This is a genomic window from Pseudomonas arvensis (assembly GCF_056688935.1).
On the sequence record NZ_CP162038.1, the window covers coordinates 569,502 to 587,846 of the forward strand.

The 18,345-nt window shown below is 61.5% G+C and carries 17 protein-coding genes; 10 read left to right on the forward strand and 7 right to left on the reverse strand.

Going from position 1 to position 18,345, the window contains the following annotated elements; translation table 11 throughout:
* Nucleotides 1-22: 22 nt before the first annotated feature.
* Nucleotides 23-1,549: an AhpA/YtjB family protein gene (locus AB3G88_RS02515; protein ID WP_480453082.1), complete on the reverse strand. Its 1,527-nt coding sequence runs from the start codon at nucleotides 1,547-1,549 to the stop codon at nucleotides 23-25.
* 133 nt (nucleotides 1,550-1,682) lie between these two features.
* On the opposite strand from AB3G88_RS02515, the gene serB reads away from it, so the two are divergent.
* The gene (gene serB / locus AB3G88_RS02520) at nucleotides 1,683-2,897 is read left to right on the forward strand and encodes a phosphoserine phosphatase SerB (protein WP_099583688.1); all 1,215 of its coding nucleotides are present in this window, start codon (nucleotides 1,683-1,685) and stop codon (nucleotides 2,895-2,897) included.
* A gap of 55 nt (nucleotides 2,898-2,952) precedes the next feature.
* On the opposite strand, the gene asd is transcribed toward serB, so the two are convergent.
* From asd to AB3G88_RS02535, 3 genes are read right to left on the reverse strand one after another with little or no spacing between them, the layout of a single operon-like run.
* Complete coding sequence (asd, locus tag AB3G88_RS02525) at nucleotides 2,953-3,813, reverse strand: archaetidylserine decarboxylase (RefSeq protein WP_099583687.1); 861 nt, start codon at nucleotides 3,811-3,813, stop codon at nucleotides 2,953-2,955.
* A gap of 15 nt (nucleotides 3,814-3,828) precedes the next feature.
* A complete protein-coding gene (locus tag AB3G88_RS02530; RefSeq protein WP_250925991.1) occupies nucleotides 3,829-4,644 on the reverse strand; it encodes a rhodanese-like domain-containing protein in 816 nt (271 codons plus the stop codon).
* A gap of 57 nt (nucleotides 4,645-4,701) precedes the next feature.
* The gene (locus AB3G88_RS02535; RefSeq protein WP_480453086.1) at nucleotides 4,702-6,237 is read right to left on the reverse strand and encodes an HDOD domain-containing protein; all 1,536 of its coding nucleotides are present in this window, start codon (nucleotides 6,235-6,237) and stop codon (nucleotides 4,702-4,704) included.
* A 167-nt stretch (nucleotides 6,238-6,404) separates the two neighbouring features.
* Between AB3G88_RS02535 and motA the strand changes: the two genes are divergently transcribed.
* Together motA and motB are read left to right on the forward strand one after the other, a co-directional pair.
* Complete coding sequence (gene motA / locus AB3G88_RS02540; protein WP_099583685.1) at nucleotides 6,405-7,256, forward strand: flagellar motor stator protein MotA; 852 nt, start codon at nucleotides 6,405-6,407, stop codon at nucleotides 7,254-7,256.
* Nucleotides 7,257-7,259: 3 nt separating this feature from the next.
* Nucleotides 7,260-8,276 carry a flagellar motor protein MotB gene (gene motB, locus AB3G88_RS02545; RefSeq protein ID WP_099583684.1) on the forward strand — a complete coding sequence of 339 codons (1,017 nt, stop codon included), beginning with the start codon at nucleotides 7,260-7,262 and terminating at the stop codon, nucleotides 8,274-8,276.
* Between the two features lie 62 nt (nucleotides 8,277-8,338).
* Here the strand turns inward: motB and AB3G88_RS02550 are convergent, their stop codons facing one another.
* Together AB3G88_RS02550 and rsgA are read right to left on the reverse strand one after the other, a co-directional pair.
* The gene (locus AB3G88_RS02550) at nucleotides 8,339-8,734 is read right to left on the reverse strand and encodes a type II toxin-antitoxin system PemK/MazF family toxin (protein WP_480453088.1); all 396 of its coding nucleotides are present in this window, start codon (nucleotides 8,732-8,734) and stop codon (nucleotides 8,339-8,341) included.
* A gap of 284 nt (nucleotides 8,735-9,018) precedes the next feature.
* Nucleotides 9,019-10,050: a small ribosomal subunit biogenesis GTPase RsgA gene (gene rsgA / locus AB3G88_RS02555; protein WP_003171340.1), complete on the reverse strand. Its 1,032-nt coding sequence runs from the start codon at nucleotides 10,048-10,050 to the stop codon at nucleotides 9,019-9,021.
* A gap of 108 nt (nucleotides 10,051-10,158) precedes the next feature.
* On the opposite strand from rsgA, the gene orn reads away from it, so the two are divergent.
* Together orn and AB3G88_RS02565 are read left to right on the forward strand one after the other, a co-directional pair.
* Nucleotides 10,159-10,701 carry an oligoribonuclease gene (gene orn / locus AB3G88_RS02560; RefSeq protein ID WP_099583682.1) on the forward strand — a complete coding sequence of 181 codons (543 nt, stop codon included), beginning with the start codon at nucleotides 10,159-10,161 and terminating at the stop codon, nucleotides 10,699-10,701.
* 180 nt (nucleotides 10,702-10,881) lie between these two features.
* Entirely contained in the window at nucleotides 10,882-11,499 is a 618-nt protein-coding gene (locus AB3G88_RS02565; RefSeq protein ID WP_170827587.1) for a trimeric intracellular cation channel family protein, read from the forward strand.
* Here AB3G88_RS02565 and queG read toward each other — a convergent pair.
* Nucleotides 11,496-12,560: a tRNA epoxyqueuosine(34) reductase QueG gene (queG, locus tag AB3G88_RS02570; RefSeq protein ID WP_112193117.1), complete on the reverse strand. Its 1,065-nt coding sequence runs from the start codon at nucleotides 12,558-12,560 to the stop codon at nucleotides 11,496-11,498. The two genes, AB3G88_RS02565 and queG, sit on opposite strands and share 4 nt — an antisense overlap.
* Before the next feature lie 63 nt (nucleotides 12,561-12,623).
* On the opposite strand from queG, the gene AB3G88_RS02575 reads away from it, so the two are divergent.
* The 5 genes from AB3G88_RS02575 to miaA are packed head-to-tail and all read left to right on the forward strand — an operon-like array spanning nucleotide 12,624 to nucleotide 18,263.
* The gene (locus AB3G88_RS02575) at nucleotides 12,624-13,484 is read left to right on the forward strand and encodes an NAD(P)H-hydrate dehydratase (RefSeq protein WP_099583680.1); all 861 of its coding nucleotides are present in this window, start codon (nucleotides 12,624-12,626) and stop codon (nucleotides 13,482-13,484) included.
* Nucleotides 13,472-13,942, forward strand: coding sequence for a tRNA (adenosine(37)-N6)-threonylcarbamoyltransferase complex ATPase subunit type 1 TsaE (gene tsaE, locus AB3G88_RS02580; RefSeq protein WP_400530418.1), 471 nt, complete (start codon nucleotides 13,472-13,474; stop codon nucleotides 13,940-13,942). Before AB3G88_RS02575 ends, tsaE begins: the two co-directional genes overlap by 13 nt.
* Nucleotides 13,943-13,957: 15 nt before the next feature.
* A complete protein-coding gene (locus tag AB3G88_RS02585; protein ID WP_099583678.1) occupies nucleotides 13,958-15,379 on the forward strand; it encodes an N-acetylmuramoyl-L-alanine amidase in 1,422 nt (473 codons plus the stop codon).
* Entirely contained in the window at nucleotides 15,379-17,292 is a 1,914-nt protein-coding gene (mutL, locus tag AB3G88_RS02590) for a DNA mismatch repair endonuclease MutL (protein ID WP_112193121.1), read from the forward strand. Before AB3G88_RS02585 ends, mutL begins: the two co-directional genes overlap by 1 nt.
* Nucleotides 17,292-18,263, forward strand: a complete 972-nt coding sequence (gene miaA / locus AB3G88_RS02595) for a tRNA (adenosine(37)-N6)-dimethylallyltransferase MiaA (RefSeq protein ID WP_099583676.1) — start codon at nucleotides 17,292-17,294, stop codon at nucleotides 18,261-18,263. The genes mutL and miaA overlap by 1 nt, the downstream gene beginning before the upstream one ends.
* Nucleotides 18,264-18,345: the final 82 nt, after the last annotated feature.

Sequence of the window (18,345 nt, forward strand, 5' to 3'; positions counted from 1 at the left end):
CACATTAGCCCTGCAGTGTTCTTCAGGGCTTGCGGGTCTCGTGCATCCGCGCCAATTGGCGCTCCAGCATCGACGGGTACGGCTCCATCAGCCGCTCCACACAGCTTGCGCCTTCAGGGCTGGCAATCGGGCGGATGCGGGCGCGTTGGCGGATCAGCGTGTCCTCACTGATCTTGCGCTCCACCAGCAGCAGGTTGCGGCTGTGTTGCGACAGGGCCAGGGCGTCCTGGGCGATCTCGGTCAGGAGCAGATCGATCTGGCTCATGCCGAACAGGTCGTCACCTACCGTCAAGCCAAGTTGCAGTTGCAGAGTGATGCCACTGTCCGCCACTTCGATCTGCAGGGCATGGCCCAGGGCGCGCAGCAACTCGCCGCAGCAGATGGCGTTGGTCAGGTAGTCTTCGCCGCTGTCTTCGCTGTGGAACAGCATCAGCGTACTGCCATCGTTCAGGGTGTGCAGTTCGCTCTGGTACAGCGAGGCGGCCTGGTCGAGGCAATCGCGATAACGTTCCAGCAATTCGGTCAGGCGTGCGCGGGGCAGGCGGCGCAGTTGGTCCTGGGCACCGAGTTGCACGGCCAGTACGGCGCTGTGCTGGGGCTCGGTGTTCCTTGCCGGTGCGGGCTTGGGCGCGATGGCCGGACTGCTGACAGAGGTGTCGCGCAGGTCGGCGAAGGGGTCTTCGTCGTCCAGCTCGTCTTCTTCGGCCTGGATTACCTTGCGTGTAGCGGGTTTGAGACCTGCCACCGGCGCGCTTTCATCGAAGCCTGGATCTCGCAGGTTGCGCACTTCAAACTCTGGCTCGTCGTCGTAATCGGTGTCGTCGAACTCAGGTTCCGGCTCAGCCTTGGGCGCTGGCTCCGGCGCGAAGCTGGCGTGCAATTGGCGGGCGAGGTCACCGATCTCATCCTGGCGGTCGGTGGCCGGGGTATGTTCGTCGATATCCCGCAGCCAGATGCGCAGTTGCATCAAGGGCGTGGAGATATGCCGGCCCAGGCGCAGGCTCAAGGCCAGTGCCAGTGCCAGCAGGATCGCGCTGAGGATGCCCATGCTTTGCAGGCTGATGGTCATCGGCTGCTGGAATTGCTGCATGTCCAGGCTGATGCGCAGTTGGCCGGCCTTCACATCCTGGAATGTAATGTTGCTCTGGTACAGGCCTTCGGCTTCACCCAGCAGGCCGTTTTTCGGGCGCTGCCCGGCTTCGGCCATGATGCGGTTGTCCACGCTGTAGATCGCGGCGTGGGCCACCAGCGGGTTTTTGGTCAGGTTGTTGAGCAGCACGTTGAGGCTGAGGATGTCGTTGGACACCAACAGCTCAGTCGCCGAGGTGGCGGTCTGGGTGGTCAGGCTCTCGCCCAGGGCGTCGGCTTGCTCGTGCATCGCCTGTTTGAACTGCAAACCCATCACACAGGCATAGATCACCAGGGCCAGGGCGACCAGGATCACGTTATGGCTGGCGATGCGTAATGCGATCGGTACACGGCGGTGGCGCAGTGCCCGGAAGATCAGCAGGAAGAAGTTATCGGTTTTTACTGGCGTGGGCCGGTTCACTTGCGCTCGGCTCTCGGTCCGTGAAGTTGACGCGCAGTATAGCGACAGGCCCAAGACCGGCAAAGCGCTGGCTGTGCCCGATGGTCACTGAAAGTGGGTAGAATGCGGTTTTTTTCCAGCCTGGGGGTGCGCCTTGCGCGAAATTGTCCTGATTAACATCACTGGCGAAGACCGTCCGGGTCTTACCGCTGCCATTACCGGTGTGCTGGCCCAGGGTGGTGTGAACATTCTCGACATCGGCCAGGCGGTGATCCACGACACCCTGTCGTTCGGCATCCTGGTGGAAATCCCTAGCACCGAGCAGGCCTCGTCAGTGCTCAAGGACATCCTCTTTACCGCGTACAAGCTCGACCAACAGGTGCGTTTCACCCCGGTATCCGAAGAGGATTACCGGCACTGGGTGGCCGGCCAGGGCAAGAAGCGCCATATCGTCACGTTGCTGACCCGTAAGGTCACCGCCGAACAACTGCAGCGCGTCAGCTCGATCACGGCGCAGTACGGCCTTAATATCGACCATATCGACCGTCTGTCGGGCCGCATGCCCCTGGACACGCCTGCTGACCAGGGCAAGGGCTGCATCGAGTTCTCCGTGCGCGGCGAACCGGCCGATCCGCAGGCCCTGCGCGCCGAATTCCTCAGCGTGGCCCAGGAGCTGAATGTCGACATCGCCTTCCAGGAAGACTCGCTGTTCCGTCGCAACCGTCGCCTGGCGGTGTTCGACATGGACTCCACGCTGATCGAAGCGGAAGTCATCGACGAACTGGCCAAGGCCGCGGGCGTGGGTGAGCAGGTTTCGGCGATCACCGAGCGCGCCATGGCCGGGGAGCTGGACTTTCGCGCCAGTTTCAAAGAACGTCTGGCGCTGCTCAAAGGCCTGGATGTCAGCGTGCTGGACTCTATCGGTGCCTCGCTACGCCTGACTGAAGGCGCCGAAACCCTGTTCGCCGAACTCAAGCGCCTGGGCTACAAGACTGCAATCCTGTCCGGCGGCTTCACCTACTTCGCCAAGCAATTGCAGGCCAAGCTGGGCATCGACTATGTGTTCGCCAATGAGCTGGAAGTGGTGGATGGCAAGGTGACGGGCGTGGCGGTGGAGCCGATTGTCGACGCACAGCGCAAAGCGGATCTGCTGAAGGAGTTGGCCCACAAGGAAGGCTTGCGTCTGGAGCAGACCATTGCGGTCGGCGACGGAGCGAATGACTTGCCGATGCTGGCGATTGCCGGCTTGGGTGTAGCGTTCCGTGCCAAGCCGTTGGTTAAGCAATCGGCCAAGCAGGCGATTTCGACGTTGGGGTTGGATGGCGTGCTGTATCTGCTGGGCTTTCGCGACCGCGACGGTCAGCTGTAACTGAGTGTGGGAGGGGGATTGCCCCCTCCCACATTGGATCTTTACCGCTCTGGAATTAGGCTTTCGGCAGTGCGATGCCTTGACCCATCTGCACAGGCGAACCCGCCAGCAGTTCTTCAGACCACTTAACCTGATCCGGCCCGAACAGCACAATCGCGGTCGAACCCAGCTTGAAGCGGCCTAGCTCCGCGCCTTTCTCCAGGTGAATCGGCGCACGTGCGGCTTCGTCGTAGCGGAAGGTTTTCAGCTCGCGCTTCGGTGGTGTTACCAGGCCAGCCCATACGGTTTCAATCGACGCGACGATCATCGCACCCACCAACACCACGGCCATCGGACCACGCTCGGTATCGAAGATGCAGGCAACGCGCTCGTTACGCGCAAACAGCTCCGGCACATTTTCGGCGGTGGTCTGGTTGACCGAGAAGATGCGGCCCGGAATATAGACCATTTCCCGCAGGGTGCCGGCCAGTGGCATGTGCACGCGGTGGTAGTCCTTGGGTGACAGATAAACTGTCGCAAAATCCCCGCCCATGAACGGTGCTGCTACAGCCGCATCACCACCCAGCAACTCCAGCACGCTGAAGCTATGGCCTTTAGCCTGGAACACACGACCATGTTCAATCGGTCCGAGCTGGCTGACCGCACCGTCGGCCGGGCTGAGCACCGCGCCTGGAGTTGGGTCCAGTGGGCGCGCGCCATCCTTGAGGGCGCGGGTGAAGAAGGCGTTGAAGTGCTCGTAGGCGGTCACGTCTTCAACCAACGCTTGAGACATATCCACTTGGTAGCGCTTGGCGAACCAGGTAGTGAATGCATTCTTGAACCAACGCACGCGGCACTCGGCAATGCAGCCCGCCAGGCGCGACAGCAGGTGGTGCGGCAGCAAGTACTGGCTGAGGATAAACAACTGCTTTTTCATAACTGTCCTTAAACCTTAAATCTCAACGGGGGTGTCGGGGTGGTTGCCCCATTCGCCCCAGGAACCGGCATAACCTTTGACTCGCGGATAACCGAGCGCCTTGGCCACCAGGTAGGTGAAGCCAGAGCGGTGGTGAGTCTGGCAGTGGGTGATGATTTCTTTATCTTTTGTCAGCCCGAGGTTTTCAAGGATTTGCGGCATGTCGCGGCGGATACGCAGGTTGCGTGCCTTGTCCATGCCGGCGGTCCACTCGAAATTCACTGCGCCGGGGATGTGCCCGCCTTTGGCGGCAAGCACCTTTTCACCGGAGTACTCCAGCGGGCCGCGTGCGTCCCAGATGCCCAGGTCGGCCGCGCCGAGGCGGCTTTGCAGGTATTCGCGGGTCGCGGTGGGGCCGTCGTGCAACGTGAGGCTGACCGGGCCGCCGACCGGAGCTGGGGCATCAGTGGAAACAGGGTGCTTATCTTCCAGCCACGCCAGCAGGCCGCCATCGAGGTAGTGATATTTCTGGTGGCCGATCACGTCGAGCAGCCAGATAAAACGCCCGGCCCAGCCGCCGCCTTCGTCGTCGTACACCACGTAGGTGGCGTCGGGCGTGTGGCCCAGTTCGCCGAAGAGTTTTTCCAGGTCGGCTTTATTGGGCAGCAGGCCGGGTGCCGGCGGCTGGCCCAGTTGGGTGCGCTTGGGGTCAACGAAATGCGCGCCGGGGATATGCCCTTCGGCGTAGCGGGCGGCGCTGGTGAGGTCCACCAGAATCAGGTGCTCGGCATCCAGTCTGCCGAGCAGGTCGCTGGATTCGATCACCAGCGGCAAGCCAGAGAAGTCAGGCATGTGAGGTCTCCTGGGCACAAATGTTGGCGATAAAGGACGGCGATTGTAGCGCAAGCATCAGGCGCTGCGGTTGGTAAAGCTGTGCAGGGCTTTCTCGATGCATTGGGCGGTTTTGCCGAAGGCCTGCACGGTGGTTTCCGAGAACGGCCCGCCGCCCTGGTCGGCGACCATCACCATCACCACGCGGCCATTGCAGCTCATCGAGCGCAACAGCAGGTGTTCACCGGTGAACAGGCGGCGCAGGATCGGCGGCAGCAAGGCCGAGAACTGCGCGTGGTTGTCAGGCGTCAGGCGCACTTGGGCGGATTTTTCCAGCAGGCGTTGCAGCAGCGTGCTGTTGACCACGTCCAGGCTCAGGTTGGCGGCGTCTTTGGGCAGGCCGTCGGCCTGGTGTACGCGCAAGGTGCTCAGGGCGCGATCGGCCATGAACAACAGGACACGCTGCATGCCACTGGCCACCAGGGCTTCCTTGGCGCAGGTGCTCAAATGCATGGCATTGGCAAAGCGGCTCGGCTCTACGAGCAGTTCGGTGCAGCGGTTGCGCCAAACGGCCAGGGCCTCGGCAGTCGGTGGCGGCGCCGGCAGCAGGCCGCGATGGATCTTCTGTACGTGCCACGGCCAGATCAGCGACAGCGCCGGGTGCCAGAGGTCGGGCATCAGGGCGGTGCGGGCGCTGGTCACGGCTTGTTGGTGAGAGTGTTGCTGCACCTCTGCCAAGGGCTGTTGCAGGTACAGGGCGGTGAGGTATTGCCAGCGTTGGGTGTGCGGGCAGGTCCAGGACTCCTGGGCCGACATCGCCAGGCCATTGGCCAGCAGCACGGTATTGGCCGGCTGGTTCAGCCAGCGGCGCAGATTGGGTTCGGCGTCGAGCAATTGCTGGTGGCGCAACGGGTCGTCTTCGCGGGCGATATGCAGCGCCTTGACCAGCAAACGTTGTTCGCGCAGCAACAGGGTATAGCCCTGGGATACCCAGATCGGCAGGTGCCAGGCTTCGGTCAGACCCAGGCACAGGTCCAGCAGGCGCACGCCGAACAGTTCCTGCTCGACCTTGCGTGCAGGCTCGCCTTTGTGGATGACGCGCAGTTCCCACTCTTCAAGCAGCTTGGGGTAGGCAACGGCCATCGGCCACAGCGGCGACAGAAACAGCAGGCTGCCCCAGTGAATGTCCTGCCAGAGCCGCGCCAGACGGCTGCCGAACAAGCCGTTGGCCTGCTGCGACGCGTGCTGGCTCACCAGCAGCAGCTGGCGCAATGCCACGGGAATTTCTTGAGCGGGCAACGAGGGCAGGCGTGCGAGCAGTTCTTCGGCGCGCTTGAGGCCCAGGCGGTTAAGCGCCACTTCAAGGTTTTCCGCCGGTTCCGCCAGGCTGCCATGGGTGTGGCTGTTGGCCTCGCGCATCACGCTGAGCACCAGGGCGGGGCTGTTCTGCATCAGTTCGGCAATATCTCGCAACGAACTGCGACTGTCGCGGATGGCTTTGCACACTCGGTCATGGCTGGCCTGAGGAACGGGCAGCAGTACGTCGTCCAGACGCTTGATCCAAGCGGCGAGAGAGGAAGGTCTTACAGATGGGACTGTCGTTTCATTAGCCATGATTGGGGCGCGATCATCACTTGCGGTCAACACGCCCGGAGCGGGCCGAACTGGCTTTTCGCCTTAACGGGCTATAGTCTGGCGCAGTTTTGCCGATAAGAGGAACAAGAGTTTTCCAGTTCCCCCAAATATGTCCATGAACCCGACGGCGCAAGTACTCATCTCCTATGGCTAAAATTATCGGCATCATCGTCGTCTTCGCGAGCGTGCTCGGCGGGTACGTCCTGTCCCACGGTAAAATTGCGGCACTGATCCAGCCTTTCGAAGTGCTGATCATTGGTGGTGCGGCACTGGGCGCCTTCCTGCAGGCCAACCCCGGCTACATGACCATGCACGTGGTCAAGAAATCGCTGGCCATGTTCGGTTCGCGCTTTACCCACACCTTCTACCTGGAAGTGCTGGGCCTGGTGTACGAGATCCTCAACAAGAGCCGCCGCGAAGGCATGATGGCCATCGAGGCCGACATCGAGGACGCCGCCGCCAGCCCGATTTTCGCCAAATACCCGGCCGTGCTCAAAGATGAGCGCATGACCGCCTATATCTGCGACTACCTGCGCATCATGTCTTCCGGCAACATGGCCCCCCACGAGCTGGAAGGCCTGTTCGACATGGAATTGTTCAGCCTTAAAGAAGAGCTGGAACACCCTTCCCACGCCGTGACCGGCATCGCCGACGGCATGCCTGGCTTCGGTATTGTTGCGGCGGTGCTCGGTATCGTGGTGACCATGGCATCCCTGGGCGAAGGTGACCAAGCGGCCATCGGCATGCACGTAGGTGCGGCGCTGGTGGGTACGTTCTTCGGTATTCTCGCGGCCTATGGTTTCTTCGGCCCGCTGGCCACCTCCCTGGCTCACGATGCCAAGGAAGAAATCAACCTGTACGAATCGATCAAGGCCAGCCTGGTAGCGTCCGCGTCCGGCATGCCGCCATCGCTGGCGGTCGAGTTCGGTCGCAAGGTGTTGTACCCGAAGCATCGCCCAAGCTTCGCCGAGCTGGAACAAGCGGTTCGCGGTCGCTAAGCCATGGAAAACAACCAGCCGATAATCATCAAGCGCGTCAAGCGCTTCGCTGCGGGGCACCATGGTGGCGCCTGGAAAATCGCCTTCGCCGACTTTGCGACGGCGATGATGGCGTTCTTCCTGGTGCTGTGGCTGATGTCTACCGCCACGCCCGAACAGAAGATCGCCATCGCCGGCTACTTCAAAGACCCGATTGGCTTCTCGGAAAGTGGCACGCCGTTTGTGATCGACCTGGGCGGCTCGCCGCAGTTGGCGCCTGAGCGCACCATCAACCCAGAGGTCAAGACCGAGGCCCCGCAGGAAAAAATCCCGATCGAGCGTGACACGGTCGAGAGCATGGCCGAGCAGGTCGAGCAGGAACGCCTGGAGTTGTTGCTGCAAGAGTTGCAGACCAAGGTGGATGAAAATCCGCAGCTGCTCAAATTCAAGGATCAGATCTCGTTCGAGATCACGCCCGAAGGCCTGCGCATCCAGATTACCGATGCCGCCAACCGGCCGATGTTCGATTCCGGCAGCGCGCGGCTCAAGCCTTACTTCGAAGACATCCTGCTGGCCATGGCTGACACCATCAAGGCGGTGCCGAACAAGATCAGCATCAGCGGCCACACCGACGCCAAGCCGTATGCCGGCCAGGGTGATTTCGGCAACTGGGAACTCTCGGCCAACCGCGCCAACGCCGCCCGCCGTGCGTTGGTGGCAGGCAGCTACCCCGACCCGCAAGTGGCGCGCGTGGTGGGTTTTGCCTCCTCGCAGCTATTCGAGCCCAAGGATCCGTTCAATCCGATCAACCGGCGTATCGACATCGTGGTGCTGACCAAAAAGGCCCAGCGTGCGATTGAAGGTGATCAGCCGCCCGTTGTGCCAACCCCAGGCGCGGGCGCACCCGGCGAAGTGCCGACTGACCCGAACGCCATCCCGCCGGGGCAGGAGCCGTTGCCGGCCCACGAACTGCGGCAGAAGCTGAACCTGTTTGATGATGGTGGGATGAAGGATCCTACGGTGCCTAAGGCGGGTTCCTAAGGTTCATGCCGTGCGCCGCACCAATGAAAACGCCCCGATGAACGGGGCGTTTTCATGTGTGCTCAGAGTGGCAGGTACGCTTTAACACCGCTGATCACCCCCCGCATATCGTCGGAGCACAATCGAGGTACGAAGTACTCTCGCCCTTTGGACCGAGTCTTTCTGTGGAGTTTGTCGAGCCGTTCGAAGCTGACTGTGTAAATCATGTCGCACTTCACCCACAGCTCTTTGTAGCCGTCGGATTGAAGCGGATTGGTGCGTAGCAAATGATGCCAGTCGTGTTGAATTTCTGGTGCGGTAGATGAGATCGGTACGACGGTGCACAGTTTTCGATTGTGAGTGGCGGTAGGAGATATCACGACGACTTTACGGATTTTCAGCATTTCCGGTGCCACGAAGCCTCGGGTGAAATCGCACAGAAGAACATCGCCTTGTTTCGGGTGATAGTAGAGAGCCACTCGTGAATGTCCCACAAAAAGCAAAGCCGCCCGAAGGCGGCTTCATTCGACACGCAGTGGAGCTTGCTTCGCCCCTTCTGCGCCGCTGGATCAACCCGAAAGGATCCAGACTCCTGCCAGCTTTCGCTGGTGACGGAGCGATTATGGGCATCAGAAATTCCGAATTCAAGCTGGCTTGTGTCGACGAGCCACCCAGTTATGCTGAATTCTTGATGCCAACTCCCATTAAATCAATGGAATAGGGCGCTCTGCATTGGCATTTATATGTATCAAGGCATGCCTGCTCAGTAACTGCTCTCCGGGAGACTCGCAATAATCGACCGATAGCTGTTCATCCGCTGCTGCTGCACGCGCCCATCTTCCAAGGCCTTGAGCAACGCACAGCCCGGCTCGCGATCATGCTTGCAATCGCGAAAACGGCATGTACCGATCAGGTCGTTGAATTCGATGAAGCCCGCTTCCACATCGCTGCGGCTGACGTGGCCCAAGCCGAATTCACGGATGCCAGGGGAGTCGATCAGCTCACCGCCGCCGGGGAAGTGAAACAGTCGCGCGGTGGTGGTGGTGTGGGTGCCCTGGCCGGACAGTTCCGACAGCGGGCCGACACGGGTGTCGACTTCCGGCAGCAAGCTGTTGACCAGCGATGACTTGCCTACGCCGGACTGGCCGACAAACACACTGATGCGCCCGTCCAACTGCTGTTGCAGCTGTTCCATGCCGTTACCGTGGTGAGCCGAGACTTCCAGCACCGGGTAACCCAGGGTTCGGTAGACCGCCAGCAAGGCATTGAGCGCCGGAGCGTTCTGCTCGTCGATCAGGTCGAATTTGTTCAGCAGCAGCAGCGGGCGAATGCCGGCGTGCTCGGCGGCTACAAGGTAGCGATCGATCAGGTTGGCATGGGGCTCGGGCAGCGGCGCGAACACGATCACGATCATGTCGACGTTGGCCGCTACCGGCTTGAGCTGGCCGCGGCTGTCGGGCCGGCGCAGTTCGGTGGTGCGCGGCAGCTGGGCGACGATCACGCCGATGCCCTGGTTGCCTGCACGCCACACGACCTTGTCGCCGGTGACCAGCGCCGGCAGGTTGGCGCGCAAATGGCAGCGGGACACAGAGCCTGCCAGTTCGCCTTCCAGCGCCTCGACTTCGACCTGCACACCAAAGTGCGCGATCACCAGGCCCGTTTGCTCGGGGCCCAGGTCGCCGCCCTCAAGCGCTTCCACGGCGGAGGATTCACGTTTGGCGGCGCGAGCGGCGCGTTCGCCTTGAATCTTTTCGATGCGCCAGTTTTGGCGACGGTTGAGCTGGCGTTTGGCCATTGGTGTTCCGTGTTGATAATGCAAAGGTTGGGTAAAACGGTCGCGAGTCTAGCACGGCCCCGCCTGCTAAACTGCGCAGCTACGCCAAGGTGCCAAGAGAATCAAGCCATGCAAAACCCACAGAACCTGATTTGGATCGATCTGGAAATGACCGGTCTGAACCCCGACACCGACGTCATCATCGAGATGGCGACCATTGTCACCGACAGCAACCTCAACACCTTGGCCGAAGGTCCGGTGATCGCCATCCACCACAGCGACGCCGTTCTCGCCACCATGGACGAGTGGAACACCCGCACCCACGGTAACTCCGGCCTGACCCAGCGTGTGCGCGACAGCCGCATCAGCATGGCCGAGGCCGAAGCCGAAACCATCGCCTTCCTGGAAAAGTGGGTGCCCAAGGGCAAATCGCCGATCTGCGGCAACAGCATCTGCCAAGACCGCCGCTTTCTTTATACCCACATGAAGGAGCTGGAAAGCTACTTCCACTACCGCAACCTGGATGTGTCGACCTTGAAGGAACTGGCCGCGCGTTGGGCGCCGGAAGTCAAAGACAGCTTCCACAAAGGCAGCACCCATTTGGCGCTGGACGATATTCGCGAGTCGATCGCCGAGTTGCAGCATTACCGCAAGCACTTCATCAAGGCTTGAAACGGTTTCTTACCGTGTCCGGGCTTCCTGTGGTGAGCGGGCTTGTCCCGCGTTGGGCTGCGTAGCGGCCCCACTACCGTCGCCGCATTCCTCCCGATAAATATCATCGCCAACTATTTGGGGCTGCTGCGCAGCCCAGCGCGGGGCAAGCCCGCTCACTACAACTTTACAAGGATCGCCATCATGCTGCTGATGCTTTACCTGATCGCCATCACCGCCGAAGCCATGACCGGTGCCCTCTCTGCGGGGCGTCGCGGCATGGATTGGTTCGGCGTGGTGCTGATTGCCTGTGTAACGGCGCTGGGTGGCGGTTCGGTGCGGGATGTGTTGCTGGGGCATTACCCGCTGACATGGGTCAAACACCCGGAGTACCTGGTGCTGACCTCGGTGGCGGCGCTGGTGACAATCTTTATCGCGCCCCTGATGCGCCGCCTGCGCTCGTTGTTCCTGGCGTTGGATGCCTTGGGCCTGGTGGCCTTCACGCTGATCGGTTGCATGACTGCCCTGGAAATGGGGCACGGTATGTTGGTGGCGTCAGTGAGCGGCGTGATCACCGGGGTTTTTGGCGGCATCCTGCGGGATATTTTCTGCAACGACATTCCGCTGATCTTCCGCCGCGAGCTCTACGCCAGCGTGTCGTTCCTAGCCGCTTGGTTCTATTTGCTCTGTTTGTATCTGCAATTGCCCAGCGAGCAAGCGATCCTGCTGACCCTGTTCAGCGGCTTTCTATTGCGCCTGTTGGCGATCCGTTTTCACTGGGAAATGCCCAAGTTCGTCTACAACGACGACGTGCACTAGCGCGTAGCGTGCTGGTTCAGCGCCCATTCCACATGCTCGCGTACCAGCTCCGAGGGGTAATCCCGGCGCGCCTTCAAGGCTTCCAGCACCGGAATGCTCGACGGCGCATTGCCCAGGCCCACCGCCAGGTTGCGCAGCCAGCGCTCGTAGCCGGCGCGGCGCAGGGGCGAGCCCTCGGTGCTGCTCAGGAATTTATCCTCGTCCCACATAAACAGTTCGGCCAGTTCTGCGTTATCCAAGTTATGCCGAGGCTTGAAATCGCCCTCGGTGGTGGCGCGGGCGAAACGATTCCACGGGCAAACGATCTGACAGTCATCGCAGCCGAACACGCGGTTGCCAATCAGCGGGCGCAGGTCTTCAGGAATGGCGCTCTTGAGTTCGATGGTCAGATAGGAAATGCAGCGCCGGGCGTCCAGCACGTAAGGGCCGACAAAGGCGTTGGTCGGGCAAATATCCAGGCACGCCGTGCAACGGCCGCAGTGTTCGGTGCTATGGGGCTCATCCACCGGCAGCGGCAAATCGACAAACAGCTCGCTGAGGAAGAAATAACTGCCAGCCTTGCGGTTGAGTACCAGGGTGTTTTTACCGATCCAGCCCAGGCCGGCCTTTTCGGCGATGGCTTTCTCCAGTACAGGAGCGCTGTCGACAAAGGCGCGGAAGCCAAACGGGCCGATCTGCGCCTGAATTCGGTCGGCCAGTTGCTGTACGCGCTTGCGGATCAGCTTGTGATAGTCACGGCCCAGGGCGTAGCGCGAGATGTAGGCTTTTTCCGGCTGGGCCAGTAGTTGCGCCATTTGAGTGTCGCCGGGTAGATAGTCCATGCGCAGCGAGACCACGCGCAAGGTGCCGGGAACCAGCTCGTCAGGGTGCGAGCGTTTGCTGCCATGGGCGCCCATGTAGTCCATTTCGCCGTGGTAGCCCGCGTCGAGCCAGCGTTGCAGGTGCTGTTCATGCTCAGCCAGGTCCAGGCCGCTGATGCCGACTTGTTGAAAGCCCAGCTCGCGGCCCCAGTCTTTGATCGATTGGGCGAGGGCGGGCAGATCGGAGGTAATAGCGGGCATGAGACACGGGAAACCACAGGTTAGATGCGTATAATTCTGCCAGACATCGGAGCTTGAAGACGCATGCCGCAGACAAAACACGAAATAACCGACGTTCAGTCCTTGTTGCACGGCCATTTGCCGCAACTGGCTGCGCGTTCCCCGGACGCCCATAAAGGCCAGTTCGGCCACTTGCTGGTCATTGGTGGCGATCGCGGCTTTGGCGGCGCAGCGCTGTTGAGCGCGCAAAGTGCCTTGCGCAGCGGGGCGGGCATGGTGTCACTGGCGACTCGCCTTGAGCACGTGCCTGCCGCGTTGGCTCGCATGCCGGAAGTCATGACCGTAGGCGTGAGCTCAGCCAACCAGCTTATGGGCTTGCTGGAAAAAATCTCGGTCATCGTCATTGGTCCGGGCCTGGGTGAGGCGTCCTGGGGTAAAAGCCTGATATCGGTTGCCGCCAACGCGCAGCTGCCGCAGGTGTGGGACGCAGACGCGTTGAATCAGTTGGCGGCCGGTACTGTGAGTCTTCCGAGCGGTAGTGTGATTACGCCGCATCCGGGCGAGGCCGCGCGCTTGTTGGGCATTTCGACAGCCGAGGTACAGGCCGACCGCCTTAAGGTAGCGCGCGCGTTGAGCCAGAAATTCAAGGCAGTGGCTATCCTCAAGGGTGCTGGCAGTTTGATTGCCAGCCCCGATGGCCGTGTTTCCCGTTGTGATCAGGGCCATCCGGCAATGGCGACGGCAGGTTTGGGCGACGTATTGGCCGGCCTGGTGGGTGCGCTGATGGCCCAAGGCATGCCGGCTTATGAAGCAAGCTGCCTGGCCGTGTGGTTGCACGCCACGGCGGGGGATCGCCAGGGCAGCCTGGGGCGCGGCCTGGCGGCCAGCGACCTGATACCGGCCATTCGTCAATTGTTGGAGGAGCAGTCGCCGTGCCTGAAGTAATCCTTTTCCTGGCCGATGAAGACGCCATGGTCGCGTTCGGTTATCGCATTGCGCAGGTCACGGGCGGCGCGGGATTGATCTTTCTCGAAGGCGATCTGGGGGCGGGCAAGACCACGCTGTCACGGGGCATCATTCGTGGGTTGGGCCACACGGGGGCGGTGAAAAGCCCGACGTTCACCTTGGTCGAGCCTTACGAGATCGGTGCGGTGCGTGCTTTTCACTTCGACCTCTATCGCCTGGTCGATCCTGAAGAGCTGGAGTACATGGGCATCCGTGATTACTTCGATGATGACCCACTGTGCCTGATCGAGTGGCCAGATAAAGGCACAGGCTTTTTGCCAAAGCCGGACCTGACCATTACCATTACGCCGCATGAATCAGGACGTCAGCTGAAGTTGTTGCCCCAGAGCCCACGCGGTGAATCGTGGTGTGCTGCTCTGGTATTGGAATTCAAATAATTGGTGGGGTTAGGTATGCGCTTTCGCGCGTTGGTTGCTGTCGTAGGGGTGTTGCTTGCGGCAATGACTGTCAATGCTCTGGCTGCTTCACAGGTGAAGAGTGTTCGCCTGTGGCGAGCGCCGGATAACACGCGACTGGTGTTCGACCTGTCTGGCCCGGTCCAGCACAGCGTCTTTACCCTCACGGCGCCTGATCGCCTGGTGATCGACATCAACGGCGCGACCCTGGCCGCGCCGCTGAAGGTGTCCACCGCCAACACCCCGATTACCGCCATGCGCTCGGCCCAGCGCACACCGACCGACTTGCGTGTGGTCATCGACCTGAAAAAAGTCGTGACCCCGAAAAGCTTCTCCCTCGCGCCGAATGCCCAGTATGGCAACCGCCTGGTGGTCGACCTGTTCGACAACGCCGCCGATGCCGCACCGCCGCCTGCGCCGACACCGGCCGTGGCGACTGTGCCCGCCGTGCCGGTCAACCCGTCGCAGCCCCAAGTCAAGTTGCCGCCACCGCCGCCTGCCCCGGCGGGCAAGCGCGACATTATCGTAGTGATCGACGCCGGCCACGGCGGTGAAGACCCCGGTGCATCCGGCTCGCGGGGCCAGCATGAAAAAGACGTGGTACTGGCCATCGCCCGTGAACTGCAACGCCAGGTCAACGGCATGAAAGGCTATCGCGCCGAGCTGACCCGTACTGGCGACTACTTCATTCCGCTGCGCGGCCGTACCGAAATCGCCCGCAAGAAGGGGGCTGACCTGTTCGTGTCGATCCACGCTGATGCGGCGCCCTCGACCGCTGCGTTCGGTGCCTCGGTGTTTGCGTTGTCGGATCGCGGCGCTACGTCCGAGACCGCTCGTTGGCTGGCCGACAGCGAAAACCGTTCCGACTTGATCGGCGGTGCCGGCAACGTGTCCCTGGACGACAAGGACAAGATGCTCGCGGGTGTATTGCTCGATCTGTCGATGACGGCCTCGCTGACCTCCAGCCTGAACGTCGGCCAGAAGGTCCTGAGCAACATCGGTCGCGTGACTTCGCTGCACAAACAGCGTGTTGAACAGGCCGGGTTCATGGTGCTGAAGTCACCGGACATCCCGTCGATCCTCGTGGAAACCGGGTTTATCTCCAACGCAAACGAAGCGTCCAAGCTCGCCAGTGCCAGCCACCAACAGGCCTTGGCGCGCTCCATCAGCGCCGGTGTGCGTCAGTTCTTCCAGCAAAACCCGCCGCCTGGCACCTACATCGCCTGGCTGCGGGACTCCGGCAAGATCGCCCAAGGCCCGCGTGACCATCGTGTGCAGCCCGGCGATACCCTGGCGATGCTGGCGGTGCGCTTCCAGGTCTCGGCCGCGACGTTGCGCAGTGCCAACAACCTGAAGACCGATGAGTTGAAAGTTGGCCAGGTGTTGACCATCCCAGGCACTGAATTGGCGGCGCAGTAATGAGCGAATCTACCTTGAACAGCGGGTCGCGCATTGAGTTGCTCAGCCCGCGCCTGGCTAACCAGATTGCAGCGGGCGAGGTTGTTGAGCGCCCTGCATCGGTGATCAAGGAGCTGCTGGAAAACAGCATCGACTCCGGTGCCAAGCGCATTGATGTCGACGTGGAGCAGGGGGGCGTCAAGTTACTGCGGGTACGTGACGACGGCAGCGGCATTTCTTCCGATGACCTGCCGCTGGCCCTGGCCCGTCACGCCACCAGCAAAATCCGCGACCTGGAAGACCTCGAACGGGTCATGAGCCTGGGCTTTCGCGGTGAGGCCTTGGCTTCGATCAGTTCCGTGGCCCGCTTGACCCTGACTTCCCGCACCCGTAATGCCGAGCAGGCCTGGCAAGTGGAAACCGAAGGCCGGGACATGGCGCCGCGGGTCCAGCCGGCGGCACACCCGGTGGGCACGTCGGTGGAAGTGCGCGACCTGTTTTTCAACACCCCGGCGCGGCGCAAATTCCTCAAGGCCGAGAAAACCGAATTCGATCACCTGCAAGAAGTCATCAAGCGCCTGGCCTTGGCCCGCTTCGACGTGGCATTCCACCTGCGGCACAACGGTAAGACCATCCTCAGCCTGCACGAAGCCCATGACGACGCCGCGCGCGCTCGGCGAGTGTCGGCGATTTGCGGCGGTGGGTTCCTGGAGCAGGCGCTGCCGATCGAGATCGAGCGCAATGGCTTGCGGCTCTGGGGCTGGGTTGGCTTGCCGACTTTCTCTCGTAGCCAGGCGGACTTGCAGTACTTCTTTGTGAATGGCCGTGCGGTGCGCGACAAGCTGGTGGCCCACGCGGTGCGCCAGGCGTATCGCGATGTGCTTTTCAACGGGCGGCATCCGACATTTGTCTTGTTCTTTGAGGTTGACCCTTCGGTGGTCGACGTCAACGTGCACCCGACCAAGCACGAAGTACGCTTCCGTGACGGGCGCATGGTGCATGACTTCCTCTATGGCACCCTGCACCGCGCGCTGGGCGACGTGCGCCCGGATGATCAATTGTCGGCGCCGATAGTGACGGCGGTGGTGCGTCCGAGCGGTCCCGAAGCTGGCGAGTTTGGGCCTCAGGGCGAAATGAGCCTGGCGGCCAACCTGCTGCAATCGCCGCAGTCGCAACCTGCGTATACCGCGCCGGGCTCCGGTGCGGGCGCGGGCTATCAATACCAATACACACCGCGACCGCAGTCGACTGTGCCTGTGGCCGAGGCCCAGGCGGCCTACCGCGAATTTTTCGCGCCGCTGCCGGGTGCCGAGCCGGGCGCAGTGGCCTTGCCGGAAGGTGGCGGTGATATTCCGCCGCTGGGTTATGCGCTGGCGCAGCTCAAAGGTATCTATATCCTCGCGGAAAACGCCCACGGCCTGGTGCTGGTGGACATGCACGCCGCGCACGAGCGGATCATGTACGAGCGCCTGAAGATCGCCATGGCCAGCGAAGGCCTCAGCGGCCAGCCGCTGCTGGTGCCGGAGTCCCTGGCCGTCAGTCAGCGTGAAGCCGATTGCGCCGAAGAGCACCACAGCGTGTTCCAGAAACTGGGCTTCGAACTGCAACGCCTGGGGCCGGAAACCCTGGCAATCCGCCAGATTCCGGCGCTGCTCAAGCAAGCCGAAGCCAACCGGCTGGTGGCCGACGTGCTGGCAGACCTGATGGAGTACGGCACCAGTGACCGTATCCAGGCGCACATCAACGAGCTGCTCGGCACCATGGCCTGTCACGGCGCCATTCGCGCCAACCGCCGTCTGGCCCTGCCGGAAATGAATGGCCTGCTGCGTGACATGGAAAACACCGAGCGCAGCGGCCAATGCAACCATGGCCGACCGACCTGGACCCAAATGGGCCTGGACGATCTGGACAAACTGTTCCTGCGCGGCCGTTGATGAGTATCTTGCCCCCCGCGATTTTTCTGATGGGCCCAACGGCCGCCGGCAAGACCGACCTGGCCATCGAGCTGACCAAGGTGTTGCCATGCGAGCTGATCAGTGTCGACTCTGCCCTGGTTTACCGGGACATGGACATCGGTACGGCCAAGCCGTCTAAAGCGCTATTGGCTGAGCATCCGCACCGTTTGATCGACATCATCGACCCGGCCGAGAGCTATTCGGCCGCGGATTTTCGCACCGACGCCCTGGCCGCCATGGCCGAGATCACCGCACGGGGCAACATTCCGCTGCTGGTGGGCGGCACGATGCTCTACTACAAGGCTTTGCAGGAAGGTCTGGCGGATATGCCGCCGGCTGATGCCCAAGTGCGTGCCGAACTCGAAGAAGAGGCTGCACGCCTTGGTTGGCAAGCCTTGCACGACCAGTTGGCGGCGGTGGATCCGGTCTCGGCCGCGCGCATTCACCCCAACGACCCCCAGCGTCTCAGTCGTGCTCTGGAAGTCTGGCGTGTCAGCGGCCAGACCATGACTGAACTACGCCTGAAACAAAGTGCGCAAAGTGCTGACGCAGGCGCTTCTGGACAGTCACAATTGCCCTATACTGTGGCGAATCTGGCCATCGCTCCGGCAAATCGTCAGGTGCTGCATGAACGAATTGCACAAAGATTCACAATTATGTTGGAACAGGGGTTTATCGACGAGGTCGTAGCACTGCGTTCCAGAGGTGACCTGCATCCAGGGTTACCTTCGATACGCGCTGTAGGCTATCGCCAAGTCTGGGATCATCTGGATGGCAAGCTGACGTCAGCCGAAATGCAGGAGCGCGGCATCATTGCCACGCGCCAATTGGCGAAACGCCAGTTCACCTGGCTGCGCAGCTGGAGCGATTTGCACTGGTTGGACAGCCTGGACAGCGACAATCTGTCACGCGCCTTGAAATACTTGGGAACGGTCTCCATATTGAGCTGAGTCCTTGCAATTGCCGTCTATCCTTGGGGGTGTGACGGCCATGAGCTATCTATTTTCCGATTTTTTATTATTGATCCTTAAA